Annotated in this window: 13 protein-coding genes and 1 tRNA gene; 3 read left to right on the top strand and 11 right to left on the bottom strand. The window is 59.7% G+C overall.

Going from position 1 to position 15,971, the window contains the following annotated elements:
• Nucleotides 1-9 precede the first annotated feature (9 nt).
• Both AB5Y82_RS06630 and pepA read right to left on the bottom strand, forming a co-directional pair.
• Nucleotides 10-465, bottom strand: coding sequence for a DNA polymerase III subunit chi (locus AB5Y82_RS06630; protein ID WP_005336425.1), 456 nt, complete (start codon nt 463-465; stop codon nt 10-12).
• 174 nt (nt 466-639) lie between these two features.
• A complete protein-coding gene (gene pepA, locus AB5Y82_RS06635; RefSeq protein WP_005336423.1) occupies nt 640-2,148 on the bottom strand; it encodes a leucyl aminopeptidase in 1,509 nt (502 codons plus the stop codon).
• A gap of 172 nt (nt 2,149-2,320) precedes the next feature.
• Between pepA and lptF the strand changes: the two genes are divergently transcribed.
• Together lptF and lptG are read left to right on the top strand one after the other, a co-directional pair.
• Complete coding sequence (gene lptF, locus AB5Y82_RS06640) at nt 2,321-3,433, top strand: LPS export ABC transporter permease LptF (RefSeq protein WP_075115806.1); 1,113 nt, start codon at nt 2,321-2,323, stop codon at nt 3,431-3,433.
• A 25-nt stretch (nt 3,434-3,458) separates the two neighbouring features.
• On the top strand, nt 3,459-4,529 hold the full coding sequence (gene lptG / locus AB5Y82_RS06645; protein WP_021231808.1) for an LPS export ABC transporter permease LptG: 1,071 nt from the start codon (nt 3,459-3,461) through the stop codon (nt 4,527-4,529).
• Between the two features lie 74 nt (nt 4,530-4,603).
• Here the strand turns inward: lptG and AB5Y82_RS06650 are convergent, their stop codons facing one another.
• On the bottom strand, nt 4,604-5,137 hold the full coding sequence (locus AB5Y82_RS06650) for an RDD family protein (RefSeq protein ID WP_042053459.1): 534 nt from the start codon (nt 5,135-5,137) through the stop codon (nt 4,604-4,606).
• 143 nt (nt 5,138-5,280) lie between these two features.
• Between AB5Y82_RS06650 and AB5Y82_RS06655 the strand changes: the two genes are divergently transcribed.
• Nucleotides 5,281-5,366, top strand: a tRNA-Leu gene (locus tag AB5Y82_RS06655).
• Between the two features lie 234 nt (nt 5,367-5,600).
• On the opposite strand, the gene AB5Y82_RS06660 is transcribed toward AB5Y82_RS06655, so the two are convergent.
• The 8 genes from AB5Y82_RS06660 to AB5Y82_RS06695 all read right to left on the bottom strand — a co-directional run bounded on the left by AB5Y82_RS06660 (nt 5,601) and on the right by AB5Y82_RS06695 (nt 15,967).
• Nucleotides 5,601-6,266, bottom strand: coding sequence for a PepSY-associated TM helix domain-containing protein (locus AB5Y82_RS06660; protein ID WP_336375889.1), 666 nt, complete (start codon nt 6,264-6,266; stop codon nt 5,601-5,603).
• Between the two features lie 21 nt (nt 6,267-6,287).
• Nucleotides 6,288-8,330, bottom strand: a complete 2,043-nt coding sequence (locus AB5Y82_RS06665; protein WP_111899793.1) for a TonB-dependent siderophore receptor — start codon at nt 8,328-8,330, stop codon at nt 6,288-6,290.
• 294 nt (nt 8,331-8,624) lie between these two features.
• A complete protein-coding gene (locus AB5Y82_RS06670) occupies nt 8,625-9,662 on the bottom strand; it encodes an acyltransferase (protein ID WP_111899794.1) in 1,038 nt (345 codons plus the stop codon).
• A gap of 223 nt (nt 9,663-9,885) precedes the next feature.
• A complete protein-coding gene (gene pbpG / locus AB5Y82_RS06675) occupies nt 9,886-10,797 on the bottom strand; it encodes a D-alanyl-D-alanine endopeptidase (RefSeq protein WP_005336410.1) in 912 nt (303 codons plus the stop codon).
• Nucleotides 10,798-11,056: 259 nt separating this feature from the next.
• Nucleotides 11,057-12,523, bottom strand: a complete 1,467-nt coding sequence (yjeM, locus tag AB5Y82_RS06680) for a glutamate/gamma-aminobutyrate family transporter YjeM (RefSeq protein WP_159144476.1) — start codon at nt 12,521-12,523, stop codon at nt 11,057-11,059.
• A 435-nt stretch (nt 12,524-12,958) separates the two neighbouring features.
• A complete protein-coding gene (locus AB5Y82_RS06685) occupies nt 12,959-13,837 on the bottom strand; it encodes a DMT family transporter (protein ID WP_111899796.1) in 879 nt (292 codons plus the stop codon).
• Nucleotides 13,838-13,870: 33 nt separating this feature from the next.
• Complete coding sequence (locus AB5Y82_RS06690) at nt 13,871-14,791, bottom strand: ABC transporter substrate-binding protein (protein ID WP_100654741.1); 921 nt, start codon at nt 14,789-14,791, stop codon at nt 13,871-13,873.
• Nucleotides 14,792-14,911: 120 nt separating this feature from the next.
• Nucleotides 14,912-15,967 (bottom strand): porin, encoded by a 1,056-nt coding sequence (locus AB5Y82_RS06695; RefSeq protein ID WP_021231817.1) that lies wholly within the window; start codon nt 15,965-15,967, stop codon nt 14,912-14,914.
• Nucleotides 15,968-15,971 lie beyond the last annotated feature (4 nt).

Below are 15,971 nucleotides of genomic sequence, written 5' to 3' on the forward strand. Positions count from 1 at the left end.
TGGTTGCAGTCAGGGCTGCGCCGGATCCGGTGCGGCAAGGACGGGCTGGTCCCTCATTTCGAGGGTATGGCCTGCCTGGCGATAGTGCTTGTAGCGCTCGCGGGCTTGCTGCTTTTGTGTTTCGTCAGTGGGGACAAAATCTACCACTTGAGCGAAGTGTCCTGCAAACAAAGGTGTCGCAGTGGCCAGATTGATGAGGCGGGCGTAGCGCCGTTTCGGTGGCTGATAGCCGATCTCCACCGGGGCCATGCCGCTTTCGCCCTGCAGCTGGTGCGGTACGAAGCGCTCCGGCGGCAGCTGCCACAGCAGCTCGTCCAGGCGCAGAGCCTGAGCCTCATCGTCGCAGAACAGGTAGATATGGCCCGCGCCCCACGACTCGGCCGCAAGAGTGCAGGCCAGTCGCTCGACCGCAGAGGCCTGCGCGTCATCCTGTTCGCTCATCAGGTAAAAGGTCACTTGGCTCATCAGGTTGATCCCGTTTTGCGGTGACGGAGTGTTGACCGCCTCATGAGGCTGACGGAGCGTTTCCCGTCCGCAGCTCACTGATTCAAGAATGAAACAAGGAAGAGGCGGGCCTCTTCCTTGTGGTTCAGGGTAACGCCAACCCTTCCGATGCAGCCATCGGCAGGGGCCGGAGAGTTACTCTTTCTCTTCGATATCCACGCCAGCCCGGTTCAGCAGGAACTGGGTCAGCAGGGGCACCGGACGACCGGTGGAGCCTTTATCCTTGCCACTCTTCCAGGCAGTCCCGGCGATATCCAGGTGGGCCCAGTTGTACTTCTTGGTGAAGCGTGACAGGAAGGCGGCCGCGGTGATGGTGCCGGCCGGACGACCGCCGATGTTGGCCATGTCGGCGAACGGGCTGTCGATCTGCTCCTGATACTCGTCGAACAGCGGCAGACGCCAGGCGCGATCACCCGCCTGCTCGGAGGCGTTGAGCAGCTCGTGGGCCAGCGGGTTGTGGTTGGCCAGCAGACCCGAGGTGTGGTGGCCCAGCGCGATGACGCAGGCACCGGTCAGGGTCGCCACGTCGATCACGGTTTCCGGATCGAAGCGGTCCACATAGGTCAGCGCATCACACAGTACCAGACGACCTTCCGCATCGGTGTTGAGCACTTCGATGGTTTGGCCGGACATGGAGGTGAGGATGTCACCCGGACGATAGGCGTTGCCACCCGGCATGTTCTCGCAGCCAGCCAGTACGCCGATGACGTTGATCGGCAGTTGCAGCTGGGCCAGCGCATGCATGGTACCGAGCACGGAGGCGGCGCCACCCATGTCGTACTTCATCTCGTCCATGCCGTCGGCCGGTTTGATGGAGATGCCGCCGGAGTCAAAGGTCAGACCCTTGCCGACCAGCACGATGGGCTTGGCATCCGGATGACCCTTGTATTCGATGATGGCCATCATGGCTTCGTTGTCGGAGCCGCGGGCCACCGCCAGGTAGGAGTTCATGCCGAGCTCGGCCATCTCCTGCTCGCCCACCACCTTGGTGGTGATGTTGTCGTAGGCATCGGCCAGACGACGGGCCTGGGAGGCCAGATAGGCCGGGTTGCAGACGTTGGGCGGCATGTTCGCCACGTCGCGGCAGACCCGCACACCCTTGGCCACGGCCAGACCGTGAGCGATGGCTTTTTCACCAATGGTCAGTTCCCGACGCGTCGGCACGTTGAATACCAGCTTGCGCAGCGGGCGACGTGGCTCGGCCTTGTTGGTCTTGAACTGATCAAAGCTGTAGAGGCCCGCCTTGGTGGTTTCTACCGCCTGGCGCACCTTCCAATAGGTATCCCGCCCCTTGACGTGCAGCTCGGTGAGGAAGCAGACCGCTTCCATGGAGCCGGTTTCGTTCAGGGTGGTGATGGTCTTGTTGATGATCTGCTTGTACTGGCGTTCGTCGAGTTCCCGCTCCTTGCCGCATCCGACCAGCAGTACGCGCTCGCTGAGCACGCCCGGTACTTGATGCAGCAGCAGCATCTGGCCTGGTTTCCCTTCCAGGTCGCCACGGCGCAGCAGCGAACTGATATAGCCATCGCTGATCTTGTCCAGTTGTTCGGCAACCGGAGAGAGGCGACGAGGCTCAAATACGCCGACTACGACGCAGGCGCTCCGTTGCTTCTCTGGACTGCCACTCTTTACACTGAACTCCATGGAATCTCCTACATCCTAAAGACAAAAGGCACCTTTTATTGAATAATGCGGTGCTTGTTGGGGTATCAGAGGCGGAGCGAACAGCCACAGGCTCCGCAGTTCAAACTGGTAAAAATCCAATATACGGCCCTATTTTTCAGGCATTCGACTAAAAACACAAGTTTACTTGGGAATGACTGTGATCGTTTTCCGATATTTGTTCAGGGAAACCCTGAAAACCCAGCTGGCAGTGTTATTCGTATTGCTGCTTATCTTTGTCAGCCAACAATTTATCAAGATCATCGGTGACGCCGCCGATGGCGAGGTGCCGACACGTCTGGTCTCCACCCTGCTGCTGCTCAACTTGCCCAATATGGCGTTGTTGATGCTGCCTATCAGTCTCTTTTTAGCCATTTTGTTTGCCCATGGTCGCCTCTACGCCGAAAGCGAGATGACGGTGATGCATGCGGTCGGCTTCAGCCACCGTTTTGTGATGCGCAGCGCCATGTTGCTGGCCTTGCTGACGGCGGTGGTTGCGGCGTTCAACACTGGCTGGATCGCCCCGCAGGCCAAGGAGCGCGAGTATCAGGTGATCGACGAGTTCAAGTCGGATCCGGGTATCTCCTTCCTGCAGGCGGGCCGCTTTATGGAGCTCGACAAGGGGCGTCTGGTTGCCTATATCCAGGATTTGAACGACAACGGCTCAAAACTGCAAAAGATCTTCGTGCTGCAGCGGGCGGAGGGGAACAATCCTCCTTCGGTGGTGGTGGCGAGCGAAGGGGTGGTGACGGTCGATGAGAACGGTCTGCAGTGGCTGACCCTGATGGATGGCTCCCGCTACGAGGGGAACTTCTCCGGCAAGCAGTTCCAGATCTCCGATTTTCGCGAATATGGTCTGGTGATCCGTCAGCAGGAGATGGAGCGTTCCAACCGCAAGGCGGCGGCCAAGCCGACCATGGAACTGTTCGGTACCCAGGACAACGCCATGATGGCGGAATTGCAGTGGCGTATCTCGCTGCCCCTATCCATTCCGGTGCTCACCCTGCTGGTGGTACCGCTGGCGCGGGTCAATCCCCGTCAGGGGCGCTACGCCAAGCTGCTGCCGGCCATCATGCTCTATCTCTCCTACTTCCTGCTGCTCAGCGCCGCCCGTTCGGCCATCGACAGCGGTCGGCTGCCCTACTGGCCGGGGATGTTCCTGGTGCCGCTCGGTTACCTGCTGTTTATCGGCCTGCCCCTCAATCTGCAGGGCACCAGCTGGTGGAACGGGGTGAAAGGGCGCTATTTCAACAGAAAATCAGCATGATGCTGCAACATAGGAACTTCTGCTGATGTTTGGCATTCTCGATAGATATATCGGTCGGGTCATCTTTATGTCGATCCTGCTGTGTGAAATCACGCTGGTTGGTCTGGCGGCGCTCATCAAGTATGTGGAGCAGCTCAAGTCGGTCGGTGACGGCAACTACGACATGATCAACGCCCTCTACTATGTGCTGCTTTCGATGCCGAAAGAGGCAGTGCTCTTCTTCCCGCTGGCGGCGCTGCTGGGTGGCCTGATTGGTCTGGGTCAGCTGGCGACCAGCTCCGAGCTGGTGGTGATGCAGGCGGCGGGTCGCTCCAAGATCAGTATTGTAATGGCGGCGCTCAAGACGGCGATCCCGCTGATGATCATGGTGGGGTTGATGGGGGAATATGTGGCCCCCATCGCCAAGCGGATGGCCGATGACATCAAGGCGGGCGCGCTCTCCGAAGGTCGTCTGACGGTTTCCGCCTACGGGGTGTGGGCTCGCGATGGCAACAACTTTGTCAATATTAACGGGGTGCGTAATGATGGCGCCCTCACCGGCATCACCCTCTATCGCTTCACCCCCGAGCGCAAGCTGATCGACGTGGTGCAGGCGCAGGAGGGGGTGTTCGAGCGTCACCACTGGCTGCTCAAGCAGACCCAGGTTACCCGCTTCGACGATCCCGCGCAGATCCGCAGCGAGCAGCATGACAAGATGGAGTGGAGCTCGGAGCTGACGCCCAAGCAGCTGGGGGTGGTGAGTATCGACCCCGAGAACCTATCGGTCTCCGGTCTGCTCGACTACATCGGCTATCTCGATGCCAACAAACAGGATGCCGGTCGCTACAAGCTGGAGATGTGGCGCAAACTGCTGTCACCGCTCTCGGTGGTGGCGATGATCCTGCTGGCCTCCTCCTTCATCTTCGGCCCGCTACGCTCGGTGAGCATGGGGGCACGGATGCTGATGGGGATCATGACCGGCTTCGCCGTCTATGTGAGTGATCGGGTGTTTGGCCCCATCAGTCTGGTCTATGCGGTACCGCCTATTCTGGCGGCTATTGCGCCCAGCCTGCTGTTTGGCGGCATCTCCTTCTACATCCTCAGCCGCAAGCAGTAATCCGCACGAGGTTATGAGGAAATGCAAAGAGGGCACCTGTTGGTGCCCTCTTTCGTTGCTGCATTGCTCCGGTATTACTTGTTAAGCAATTCCAGATTTTCCTGCTTGCTCAGCACGATCACTTCGCACTCGGCCCAGATATCCTGAAACGCCCGCGGACGCTGGCGGTTGAACAGGCACATCAGGTTGCCCAGACCAAAGGCGGCGGTAGCGAGACGGATCAGCGCCTGGGTAACGCGGATGTGGCTGCCATCCTCGTTCTGAATGCGCAGCCGCCAAGCGCGCATGCCGACGGTCTGGCCAGCGCGGGTCCAGAACCAAGTGTAGAAACCGCAGATGACGAAGGCGAGCCACAGGGTGTAGATCAGGCTCAGGTGGTGGCGGGTCAGCAACCAGACGGTATCTTCACCCGCCGGTACGCTGGCCATGCCGGTGACCAGCAACAGCTTGGCGACACCCATGCCGATAAAGCCGGCGATGATCAGCAGCGAAGTCACCACCAGCGCATCATAGATGAGGGCGCCGAGGCGACGCATCAGACCCGCTGACGGGTATGGCTGAGTGGCGGGAGAGGGGGATTTTTGTTGGACTTTTTTAGGCTTGGCCATCGTTTTTATTCCATTAAGATGATGGCGGCATTCTATGTAACTGGCCCCGCATCGGCAAGGCGTTGAATAAATGAACAAACGGGAGTGTTCAATCGAAAAACACCTTGCATGGCATCGCGCCATTCGTATAATCCCTCGCAGTTGCCCGGGTGGCGAAATCGGTAGACGCAGCGGATTCAAAATCCGCCGGTGAATAACCGTGTCGGTTCGAGTCCGACCCCGGGCACCATAAAATTCATGACAAAAGGCCATCAGCAATGATGGCCTTTTGTTTTTTGGCGTTCCTGCGCATTGGTGCGTTGCTGCTGAGCAGGCAGTACTTCCCGTTACCTCTTGGTATCCCTTCTCTTTTGCCGCTCTCCGTTATTTCCTTTTCTTGATGTGGCCGCCGGCATCACCGCCAGCGGTCTGTATCTATTGCGTTTTTTTCCAAACCTTGCTGCATCAGAACATGGTTGCCGTGCTATCCCAGCAGGGCAAACAGCAGGGTACCGAGGCTGCCAGCGAGCGTCAGCGCTATGATGGCTCTGGGGGTGCCGTGCAGCTTGGTCCACATAAACAGGCTGGTAAGGGCGAGCAGCAGCAGGGCCAGGGCGGCGATATCGCCAAACAGCTGCCAGCCGAGGCCGGTGCCCATTCCGCGGTGCAGCCGGTTGAGGCTGGCGGCAAAGTTGGCCAGTTGCAGGTCGGTACGTACCAGCAGGGTACCCTCAACATAGCTGGCGGTCACGCTCTGGCTGAGGGTGACGCCGCGCATCTCCCACTTGGCGGGCAGGGTGAGCGGGCCGTTCGGGGTGGGCAGGGTCTGGGCCGGGGTGATCATGGTTCGCCCGTCGGCAAAGGTATCGGGATAGCGCTGTTGCAGCAGGCTGTTCAGCTGCTCCGGGCTGGCGAGTGGCGCCTCCAGCACTATCTCTTCACTCGATTTGTCGGTGTGGGGGCCGGGAATGGGCAACACGGCACGGTGTTGCAGCCAGAGGCCGGTGATGCCGTACATCAGCATCAGGGCGAGGGTAAAAAAACCGGCCCAGGCATGGAGGCGGCGTACCCATTTGTTGTTGTGAAGGGGAACTCTTCTGCGTTTCATCGTGGTTGCTTCATAAAAAACTGGCCAGCAAGGGCTGGCCAGTCGGGGTGGTTGTCACAGAGATCAGAAACGGTAGGTACCGGTCAGGCTCAGCTGACGGGGTGTGCCCGGCATGATCTGGGTGGCACTGGTGGCGCTGACGAAGTACTCGTGGTCAGTCAGGTTCTCGGCGCTCAGCTCGGCTTCCCACTGTTGCCAGCGATAACCGGCGCGCGCATCGAAGCGGGCGTAACCGGGCAGTGTGGTGGTGTTGGCGTTGTCGGCAAAGCGATCGCCCACCGCCGTCACGCCGGTTTCACCGAACCAGCCCTGCTCACCACTCTTGTAGCCGAGATAGAACTGGCCATTCTGGCGGGAGACGTTCATCGGGCGCTTGCCCTGCAGATCCGCATCCGCCTTGACCTGCTCCGCATCCTGAATGGCGAAGCCGCCGCGTAGGTAGATCTCGTCGGTCAGTTCGGCGCGGGCGCTCAGCTCGACACCCTCGGTGCGTTGCAGGCCGGTGAGGATCACCTTGGTGGGATCCAGCGGATCCTTGGTGCGCTTGTTGTACATCTCCAGTCGATAGAGGGAGAGGGTGGTCGCCAGCTTGCCGTTGAGCCAGTCACTCTTCACTCCACCCTCGTAGAGGCGGGTGTGCTGGGGTTCCAGCCCGTTGTTCTTGTCACCCGGGGTGATGCCGATCAGCTCGCCGCCCACCGGAGTGAAGGTCTTGCTGTAGGAGGTGTAGAAGGCGTGATCCTCGAGGGGATTCCACACCAGACCGAGGCGCGGGCTCAGGCTGTTGACCGAGACGCTCTCCTCCTTGTTGAGGTCGTAGCGGCGACTGGTGACGGTGAAGTCGTCACGGCGCAGCCCGCCAACCAGATGCCAGTCACCCAGGCTGAGCTGATCCTGCAGATAGAGGCCATTGCCGCGCACCTTGTGTTTGGCGTCGCTGGAGAGCTTCATGGCCCCATTGTAAGTAGGCAGCGAGCCCGGATCGTAGAGGTTGCCGGACGGGATGGCGGTGGCGTTCTGGTAGAGCTTGGGTGTGCGCTCCTGCCAGTTCTGCTCGAAGCCGACCAGCAGGCGATGTTCCACCGGGCCGGTCTGGAACAGACCTTCGGCCTCGGTGTTGCTGATCAGGTTCTTCGCTTTCAGATCCTGCTGCCAGCGGGAGCGGGTCACCTGATCCCCTTTGACGCTGGTGACATAGGTGTTGTCAAACTGGCTGTCGAGGGTGGAGTAACCGAGCTGCTGGCGCAACTGCCACTGATCGTTGATATCCCAGGAGAGGCGGGAGCGGGTGGATTGCGCCACGTCATCAATGAAGTCGCGGCTGGTATCGCTGTAAACATACTCTCGCGGCACATCGGCCGGACGGCCATTGACCCCGGGAATGCCGCGATCCGGGGTGCGGTCATGTTCGTTGCGCTCGTACTGCACCAGCCAGTTGAGGTTGTCGCTGATCTCCCAGTTGGCGGAAGGGGCCAGCAGAGTGCGCTTGCTCTTCACGCCGTTGCGGAAGCTATCTTTGTCCTCTTGCGCCATGTTGAGGCGCAGTTGCACCTGCTCACTCGCCTCGCCATTGAGGTCGGCGGCCAGCCGCTGGCTGTCAAAGCTGCCGACCCGGGCGGTGACGCTGGACTCCTGCCCTTTTTGCGGCTTCTTGCTGACTCGGTTGACGATGCCCCCCGTGCTGCCACGGCCGTAGAGCACGGCAGCCGGGCCCTTGAGCACTTCCACACGCTCGATGTTGCCGAGATCCCGGGTGTACTGCATGTCGTCGCGGAACCCGTCGAGATAGAAGTCGTTGCTGGCGCTGAAGCCGCGGATATTGACTCCATCGAAGCGGGTATCACCGCTGGCGTTGACCCCGGGAATGCCGCTCAGGGCTTCACTCAGCGTCGGTTGGCCGAAGGCGGTCAGCTCGCTGACCTTGACGCTGTCGATGGTCTGGGGAACCAGCTTGGCTGGCGTATTGGTACGGGTAGCGGTGGCAACTTCCTGATGCTGGGAACGTTTACCAACCACAGTCATGGTTTCATCGGCGGCCTGGGCAGTGAAGCCGGTGCCCAGCAGTGCCAGCGAGACCAGCGTTCTGCGAAAGTGAGGGTGCTGCATATTCAATATTGACTCTTTGGATGTCGACCTGACGGCTCGAACATATTGATTTAATTATAATTAGCCTGACCCGATTAAACGGGATGCCAATGATATTGATTTTCATTTGTCTGGCAAGGTGAAAATGGAGGGGGGCATTGGGGGCGGGTTGTGCGGTCGGGGGGAGCTCGGCTGAAAAGCAGAGCCATTGCCGCAAACCGCGCGAACGACGCAAGGGGAAAAGGGCGTAGCGGAAGAAAAAGGTGCGAAATGTGAAGCGATATCCGGCCCGATATGTCGGGCCGGATGGAGGGTTCAGTGGGTACGCAGCAGCCGGCGGGTGAGGGGCTGGGCCGCCAGCAGGCGATAGGCCAGCAGAGACGATCCCAGCAGCAGCGGCACTTTGGCGATCTCCCACAGGATGGATGCGCCCTGCGGGCCGAATACGAAGAGCCAGACCACCAGCATCATGTGCAGGCAGTAGATCCCGAGCACTTTGGGGGCCTGGCGCTCAAGCCAGCTGCCCTTGCCCCACTCGGGGTTGGCCAGCAGCAGGCCAAACAGGCCGAGAGCCCAGGGAAGGGAGCCGAGCAGAAAGTCGTGGCGGGTGAGCGGCACTGCGGCAAAGTGCTGCAGCGCCCAGGCTTCACAGCCATAGAGCGCCACGCCCGCCAGCAGCAGTTGCCAGCCGGTGCGGGTATCCGGCTGCCACTGACGCTGGCGCAGCAGGGCCCCTAGCGCCACAAACAGCAGGGAGAAGAAGGGGCCGTTACGGGTGAGCAGTGGCCACTCGGCGCCCAGCAGCGGCTTGGCATAGGAGCCCCCCAGCAGCGCCAGCAGGTAGAGGCCAAGACCCAGCCAGAGGGCGAGCTCTGGTCTGCCAAGCCGGTAGCAGAGTGCCAGCAGGGCCACCGCCATGACCAGGGCTGGCAGAAACCAGAGGTGGATCATGCCGCCCACCAGCCAGCCGTTGAGGGGGTCGCCGAGCTGGAATTGCCACTGCCCGCGCAGGGAGGCCAGATAGCCCTGTTGCACGGCATCCAGCGGATTGAACGGCACCAGCAGGTAGACCAGACTCCAAACCAGCCAGAGCAGCAGCAAGGGGTGGCAGTAGCGCCAGGCAACGGTCAGCGGCGCTTCGCGGCTCAGTCTCGGCTGCAGAAAGTAACCGGCACAGAGGAAAAACAGCGGCACGGCAAAGCGGCATAACTGGTTGATGGTGCCGCTCAGCCAGAGCCAGGATCCACTTCCCCACAGGGCGGGATTGAACGGATTGGCGAAGGGGGATACGTGAATGGTCATCACGGCCAGAATGGCCAGCACCCGCCCGCACTCGATACTGGAAATACGCATGGTGGCTCGTCGTTACAGGGGTTGTGATGGCACGCTAAAATTCTTGCCGAAAACTTACAACCAATTGATTCTATTAGTGTGATTCGCGCTGTTGAGTAGTTACGTTTTGTAACGGGGTGGCGGAAGGTGTTACCTGTAACGGGAGCAAGCTCCCGTTTTTTGGGCGCGCTCATCCAGATAAAAAAAGCGAGGCTGGCGCCTCGCTTGGTTGGGGAGCTCGAGCTTACTGGTGAGTCAGCATGCTGCTCTGGTTGGCGGCCAGGGTGGTTCTGCCCGAGCTCTCCAGCCATGTTTTGATCCGCTTGGCATCGGCGACCCGATCGTTGGTGGTCTCGGCATTGAGCAACACCATGATCACCGGCTCACGATTGACCTTGGTGCCCAGCACCAGACAGCGGCCCGCTTCGCGGATATAGCCGGTCTTGGAGAGAGTGAACTCCCATTGCCCTTCGCGGATCAACCGGTTGGAGTTGAGGTAGTGCAGCTGACGCTTGTTGGTGCGCACATAACTCTGCTCGTCGGTGGAGTACTGGCGGATCAGCGGATAGGAGGCCGCTGCGGCGGCGAGTTTGGCGAGATCCTGCGCGGTGGAGACATTGCGCGGGTTGAGCCCTGTGCTATCGGCGTAGCGGGTATTCCACATCCCCAGCATGCGGGCTTTGGCGTTCATCGCCTCGACAAAGGCACGCTGGCCGCCGGGATAGTGGCGGGCCAGCGCCGAGGCGGCGCGGTTTTCAGAGGACATCAGGGCGATATGGAGCATTTCGGCGCGGCTGAGCCTGGAGCCGATGGCCAGTCGTGAACCGGTTCCCTTGATGCGGTCGATGTCGGCATTGGTCACGGTGAGCATTTCGTTGAGGCGCAGGTTGGCATCCAGCACCACCAGCGCCGTCATCAGCTTGGTGAGGGAGGCGATGGGCATTACCCGGTTGCCGTTGCGCTCGGAGATCACCTCGCCGGTTCTGTGGTTGGCCACCACGAAGGCAGCCGAGCTGAGGTTGGGCACATCCCGTCGCTCGAGAAAGCCACTGCTGCTCTTGCTGCTGGCGGAAAAGGGGTTGGCATGGGCACTGTCCATAGTGGCCGGCAGCATTACTGCGCCAAGCAACAGGGGAAGGAGGGAACGCATCATCATGATCAGCTCTACCGGACGAAATACAGGGATATCTCGCTAAGTTATATGTCGTGAACTGGCGCTTCACAATCATTCTCACCTTGATATTGATAATTTACGGCGTTGAGCGCGCTCTGACGGCAAGGAGAGCGTAAAAGAGGTCTCCATGGAGTCTTTTTTTGCATTGAAACTATGGGCTGGCCGTGATGGCGAGCGGAAGCCGGCGCTAAAAAAATCGGGACCAGAACGGTCCCGATTGGCATGGAGCATTGCTTACCGTTTAGTGGGCATCTTCCTGCTTGATCTTGAAGCGCATGGCGATCACCACGAACAGCAGCGGGCCAATGATGGTCCAGACGCCGGTGGATATATCGCCGGAGATAAAGGGGGCGACCACGGTAAAGACGTTGCCGAAGGCGACCAGGATCAGGCTGATGATGGTAGCCAGCAGTACCGAGTCCGCGCTCTTGAAGAAGATCAGATCCTTGTCCAGCGCCGGGTTGTTGCGATAGCGATACCAGGCGTAGATGAGGAACATGTAGGGCAGGGTCATGCCGACGTTGGTCATGGTGATGATCAGCTCATAGAGGGCGGCGGCCCCTTCCGGGTTGATCAGGGTAAAGATGGACTTGGCGGCAATGAACAGACAGACCACCCAAGCTTGCACTTTGAGGGCTTCAATCCGCACGCCATTCTCGTTTTCGCGCTGGAAACGCTCCGGCCAGAAGTAGCTCGGGGTGCCGGTGATGAACTGGCGCAGCGGTGCGTAGGAGAGGGCGATAAAGGCACCCAGATAGCTCAGGAACATGCCCAATCCGGCAAAGCGCATGAACACCTGTCCCAACCACTCGCCACCGAGATGGCGCCCCAGCTCCAGCATGATGATGAAAAGGGCGGAGAGAGAGGTGATTCCCTCGGCCGGGAAGTCGCTCCAGCGCATGATGGAGCCAACCGCCAGAAAGCCGATGATGTAGCAGAGCACGATGAAGGCGCCGGAGAGGAAGATGCCGCGCTTGAGGTCGCGCTCGGGATCTTCCAGCTCGTCAGCCACCCCGGCCATCGCCTCGACCCCGCCGTAGGCGAAGATGGCGAACACCATAAAGCCGAGGAAGGGGATGATGTCGTTGAAAGCGGCATTGGGAGACGCCGTCAGCGATGCCTGGGTGAAGGGCTCCTGCAGAGTCATGCCGCTCACCGCGAAGGTGAAGACGCCGCCGACCAGCAGCAACACGTTGAGTGCCACCACGGAGAGGCCGCCGATAGCCGCCACTTTGGCGAAGCGGGCGCTACCCAGGGTGATGAGCTTGGTGACGGTGGCAACCAGCCCGATGGCGACCACGCCCAGAATAAAGGGGCCGAAGTCGATGCCGGTGCCCAGGGTGACCGGGATGACGGTGATGTCGCGGCCAAACAGCATGAAGGAGAGGGGCACCCACATGGAGAGCGCCTTGCCAAACATCCAGATGACGTAGGAGGCGAACCACATGGTCAGACCGATAAAGGCGAATCGGGTCGAGACCGAGTGGCGCATCCAGGTAAAGATACCGCCCGCCTCTTTGCGAAAGCCGGTGCCGAATTCGATCATCATCAAAATGAACGGGATGAAGAAAAACAGACCGCCGATCACGAACATCGGAATGGCGGCATATCCCATTCGGTAAAAACCGATCCCGATATTAGTGACGCCAAATACCGATGTTAATATCATCAATATAAAGGCGCCTAACTTCAGCTTTTTTGCTGACATATTAAAAACTCCCTGATAGTGCTGGATTTAAAATAATCAAAAATTAAACGGACGAAACCGGACCCATTAATAACGCGGTAGCGCCATGCCATCTTGTTGTGGCGGGCGCGATCGGGTCATCTCTGACCGGGCTGGCTTACCCGTCAGGCGGTCAATGAATGTATGGGCGGAGCGGCATGGTCTATGCCATGCGCGGTATTGGTCAGCGTTGCCGAAAATTAACTGTGAATGATTTTATCATTAATGCTGCTGGGCAGGTAAGTTTCCCGAATGAAGCTGTGGTTGAAATAAACAGACCTGCCAGTTAATTGATACGTTGCGGATGTAAACATTTACGCCCGGGCCGACACTTATTTCCATTATTGGTATTCGGCATATTTGGCGGAGTGAATTACGCCATCCTGCCTGATAAATGCGCCCCAATGGCGACAGCGCTTATCCTCCCAGCCGGGTCAGCAGCACGCCGCCGGTAATAATGGCCGCCGCCGTCAGCCGTATGCGCCCGAGCGGCTCTTTCAGCAGCCAGACCGAGAGCAGCATGGCAAACAGCACACTGCTTTCGCGCAGAGCCGCGACCACGCCAATGGGGGCTTGGGTCATGGCCCAGATAACAATCCCGTAGGCGAGCAGTGACATGGCTCCTCCTGCCATTCCCGCCATCGCATGGCGACGGATCTGGCGCCAGGCGTTACGTCTCTGGTGGACGAGCAGCACCAGCAGCATCGACAGCCCGGTACAGGCAAAGAGCCAGAGGGTGTAGCGTACCGGTTCACCCCCTGCGCGGGCGCCGGCTCCATCCGAGAGGGTATAGGTCGCCGTGAACATGGCCGTGATCAGTGCTGCCCGAACCGCTTTGCTGTCAAGGCGCTGCTGCCCACCTCGCCAGGCCATCAGCAAGACCCCCATGATCAGCATGCAGGCGCCGATGAGGCCGCCGTAACCGGGGTAGTCCCCCAGCAATATGGCACTTAACGCCATGGCGAGCAGCGGGGCACTGCCACGGGCCAACGGATAGATCTGGCCAAAATCGCCCTGATTGTAGGCATGACTGAGAAACAGGCAGTAACCGATATGGAGCAGGACTGAGAGGCCGAGCCAGGGCAGCTCGGCAGCAGAGGGAAGCCCCATGGGCAGCAGCGCCACGGCGGCGATAAGCCCTGAGAAGATCGCCACCAGTGACACCCCCACCAGCCGCTCTTCGCCAATTTTGACCAGCGCATTCCAGCTGGCGTGAAGCAGGGCTGCCAGCAGAACGGCAAAAAAGACGGTGGTGCTCATGGGAAAGGGCTCTCGGGCGATGGGGGTCAACAGCATACCCGCCCGGAGCCTGATTGGCCGAGATCTTTATCAAGGCTTCGGCTTTTCGGGGCTAGCCTCCTGCGTGGTGGCGTTACCCAGCTGCCCCAGCACCAGTTTGGGATGGGGGTCGGTCTGCAGCGGAATATCCTGCAACTCTGTTCCCTGCTGATGGCGATGGATGATCCCGGCGGCCATCTTGCCCAGCGCCTCGTAGCTGCTGATGGTGCCAACGCTGCAGCCGTGTTCGACGAACAGCTCGGCACTGCAGATGGTAGGGATGGCAGCTGCGTTGAGCGCATTCAGCAGGCGGGGGGCGATGGAGAGCAGATAGCTGTCTGCGGCCAGAAAGACGATGTCGTTTTTGGCATCCTGTTGCAGCCGCTTCAGTTCGTTGTCCAGCCGCCGTGGGTCAGGGGCCATTCGCCAGGTGACCATCTGCCACTGATAGCGTTTCGCTTCATTGAGCAGCATATCGGCCACCAGCAGGGTGTTCTGCTCACGGGGGTTGAAGGGTAGCAGCAGCCGTTTGCCGGTGGCCAGATGCTCGCTGGCGTTGGCCAGTTGCAGTGCCATCGGCACCATGTTGCTTACCCCGGCCACCATGCTGTTCTGGGCTTTGTCTTCCGAGAGGATGTCTGCCCCGACCGGATCGGAGACCACATTGAAAATCAGAGGTTTGCGGTTGGCCACCAGACTCTTGGTCATGGTGGTGGCGGTGGTGCCAAAGGTGTAGATGTAGTCGTATTCGGCCAGTTTCGGCAGCATCTGCTGGCGCAGCATGGTTGCCAGCGCCGTACGATCCTGATCGGCGTTATAGGTGGTGATGGTGGCCTGATAGCCAAGACGGGTCAGCTCTGCCCGAAAGCCCGCTTCGGCTGCGGTTTCACCGCGCCACAGCACCATGGCGATAGAGAGGGCGTGAGCGGGAAGAGCCAGCAGCAACAGCAGGACGAAAGGCAGCCTGACCATGATCATCTCTCCGGCGATACATCTACTGTTGAGCCTAGGCCACTTTCTCCGGTCGTGAGCGATGCCCAGCAAAAAGCGCGATGGCAAGCCATCGCGCTTTGGGGATCCGCAAAACCTCGATTAGAAGTCGTAGCGGGCAGCCAGCTGGAAGTCATCCTTGACGTTGAGCTTGCCGCTCTCCTTGCTGTCCAGATTGTTGATACGGTACTCGCCAATCACCCGCAGGTTCTTGTTGAATTTGTACTGGGCACCCAGGGTGTAGTAATCCACGTTGTCTTTCTTGATACCAGCCTTGTCCTGCTCCTGTTTGTTCCACAGGGCCATCAGACCGAAGCCGTTCTCGAAGTTGTAGCCCAGCGCGGCTTCCCAACCGGTGTGATCGGTGCCGGTCGCCAGGAAGTCGCTGCCATCGGCATAGCTCAGGGCAGCGTAGGCGGCCTTGTTGTCGAACTTGGCGGAGATCAGCCACAGCTTGGCATCTTCTTCACCGCTCTTGTCACGGATACCGACGTTGTAAGCGGTACCCAGAGACAGGTTGAACGGGAAGGTGTAGGCCACGGCAGCACCGTAGGCGGCGTCGCTATCCTTGCTGGTGGTCTCTTCGGTGTCACCACCGTCGAACTTGTAGCTGGTGTCGAGCTGGAAGCCATTGAACAGGCCGGAGTATTTCAGCACGGAACCGGCGCGGTTGGTGGCGAAGGTGTCGGTCTTGGCGCCCAGCGCGTCGTTGCCGTAGCCGTCGGAGAGGGAGACATCAGTCCAGTCGGCCAGGAAACCCGGGGCCCCCTTCTGGCGACCGAAGGTCACGGTGCCCCAGTCAGCGCCGACACCGGCGAACGCCAGACGGGTGCGCAGGTTGTCGGAGTTCTCGCTGATGGTCTTCTCGCTGTCATTGATATACATCTGTACTTCGTACTGAGCCAGAGCCTTCAGGCCGCTCTGGATCTGGGTCTCGGCCTTGGCGCCGAAACGGACAAACTGGTTGGCTCCCTGTTTGTCGCTGTATTCGCTTTTCGGTTTGCCGCTGGCATCCAGTTCCTTCTTGTCACCAAAGAAGTGGCCAGCGTAGATACGGCCATAGAGATCCAGCATGGAGGTGTCATTTTTGTACACTTCAACGGCTTGAGCCTGGAAGGCTGCGGTGAGAGCCAGTGCCACTACAGTCAGCTTTTTCATCTTA

Origin of the sequence: Aeromonas sp. s13 (assembly GCF_040907905.1) — a bacterium.
GTDB classification, from domain to species: domain Bacteria; phylum Pseudomonadota; class Gammaproteobacteria; order Enterobacterales; family Aeromonadaceae; genus Aeromonas; species Aeromonas veronii.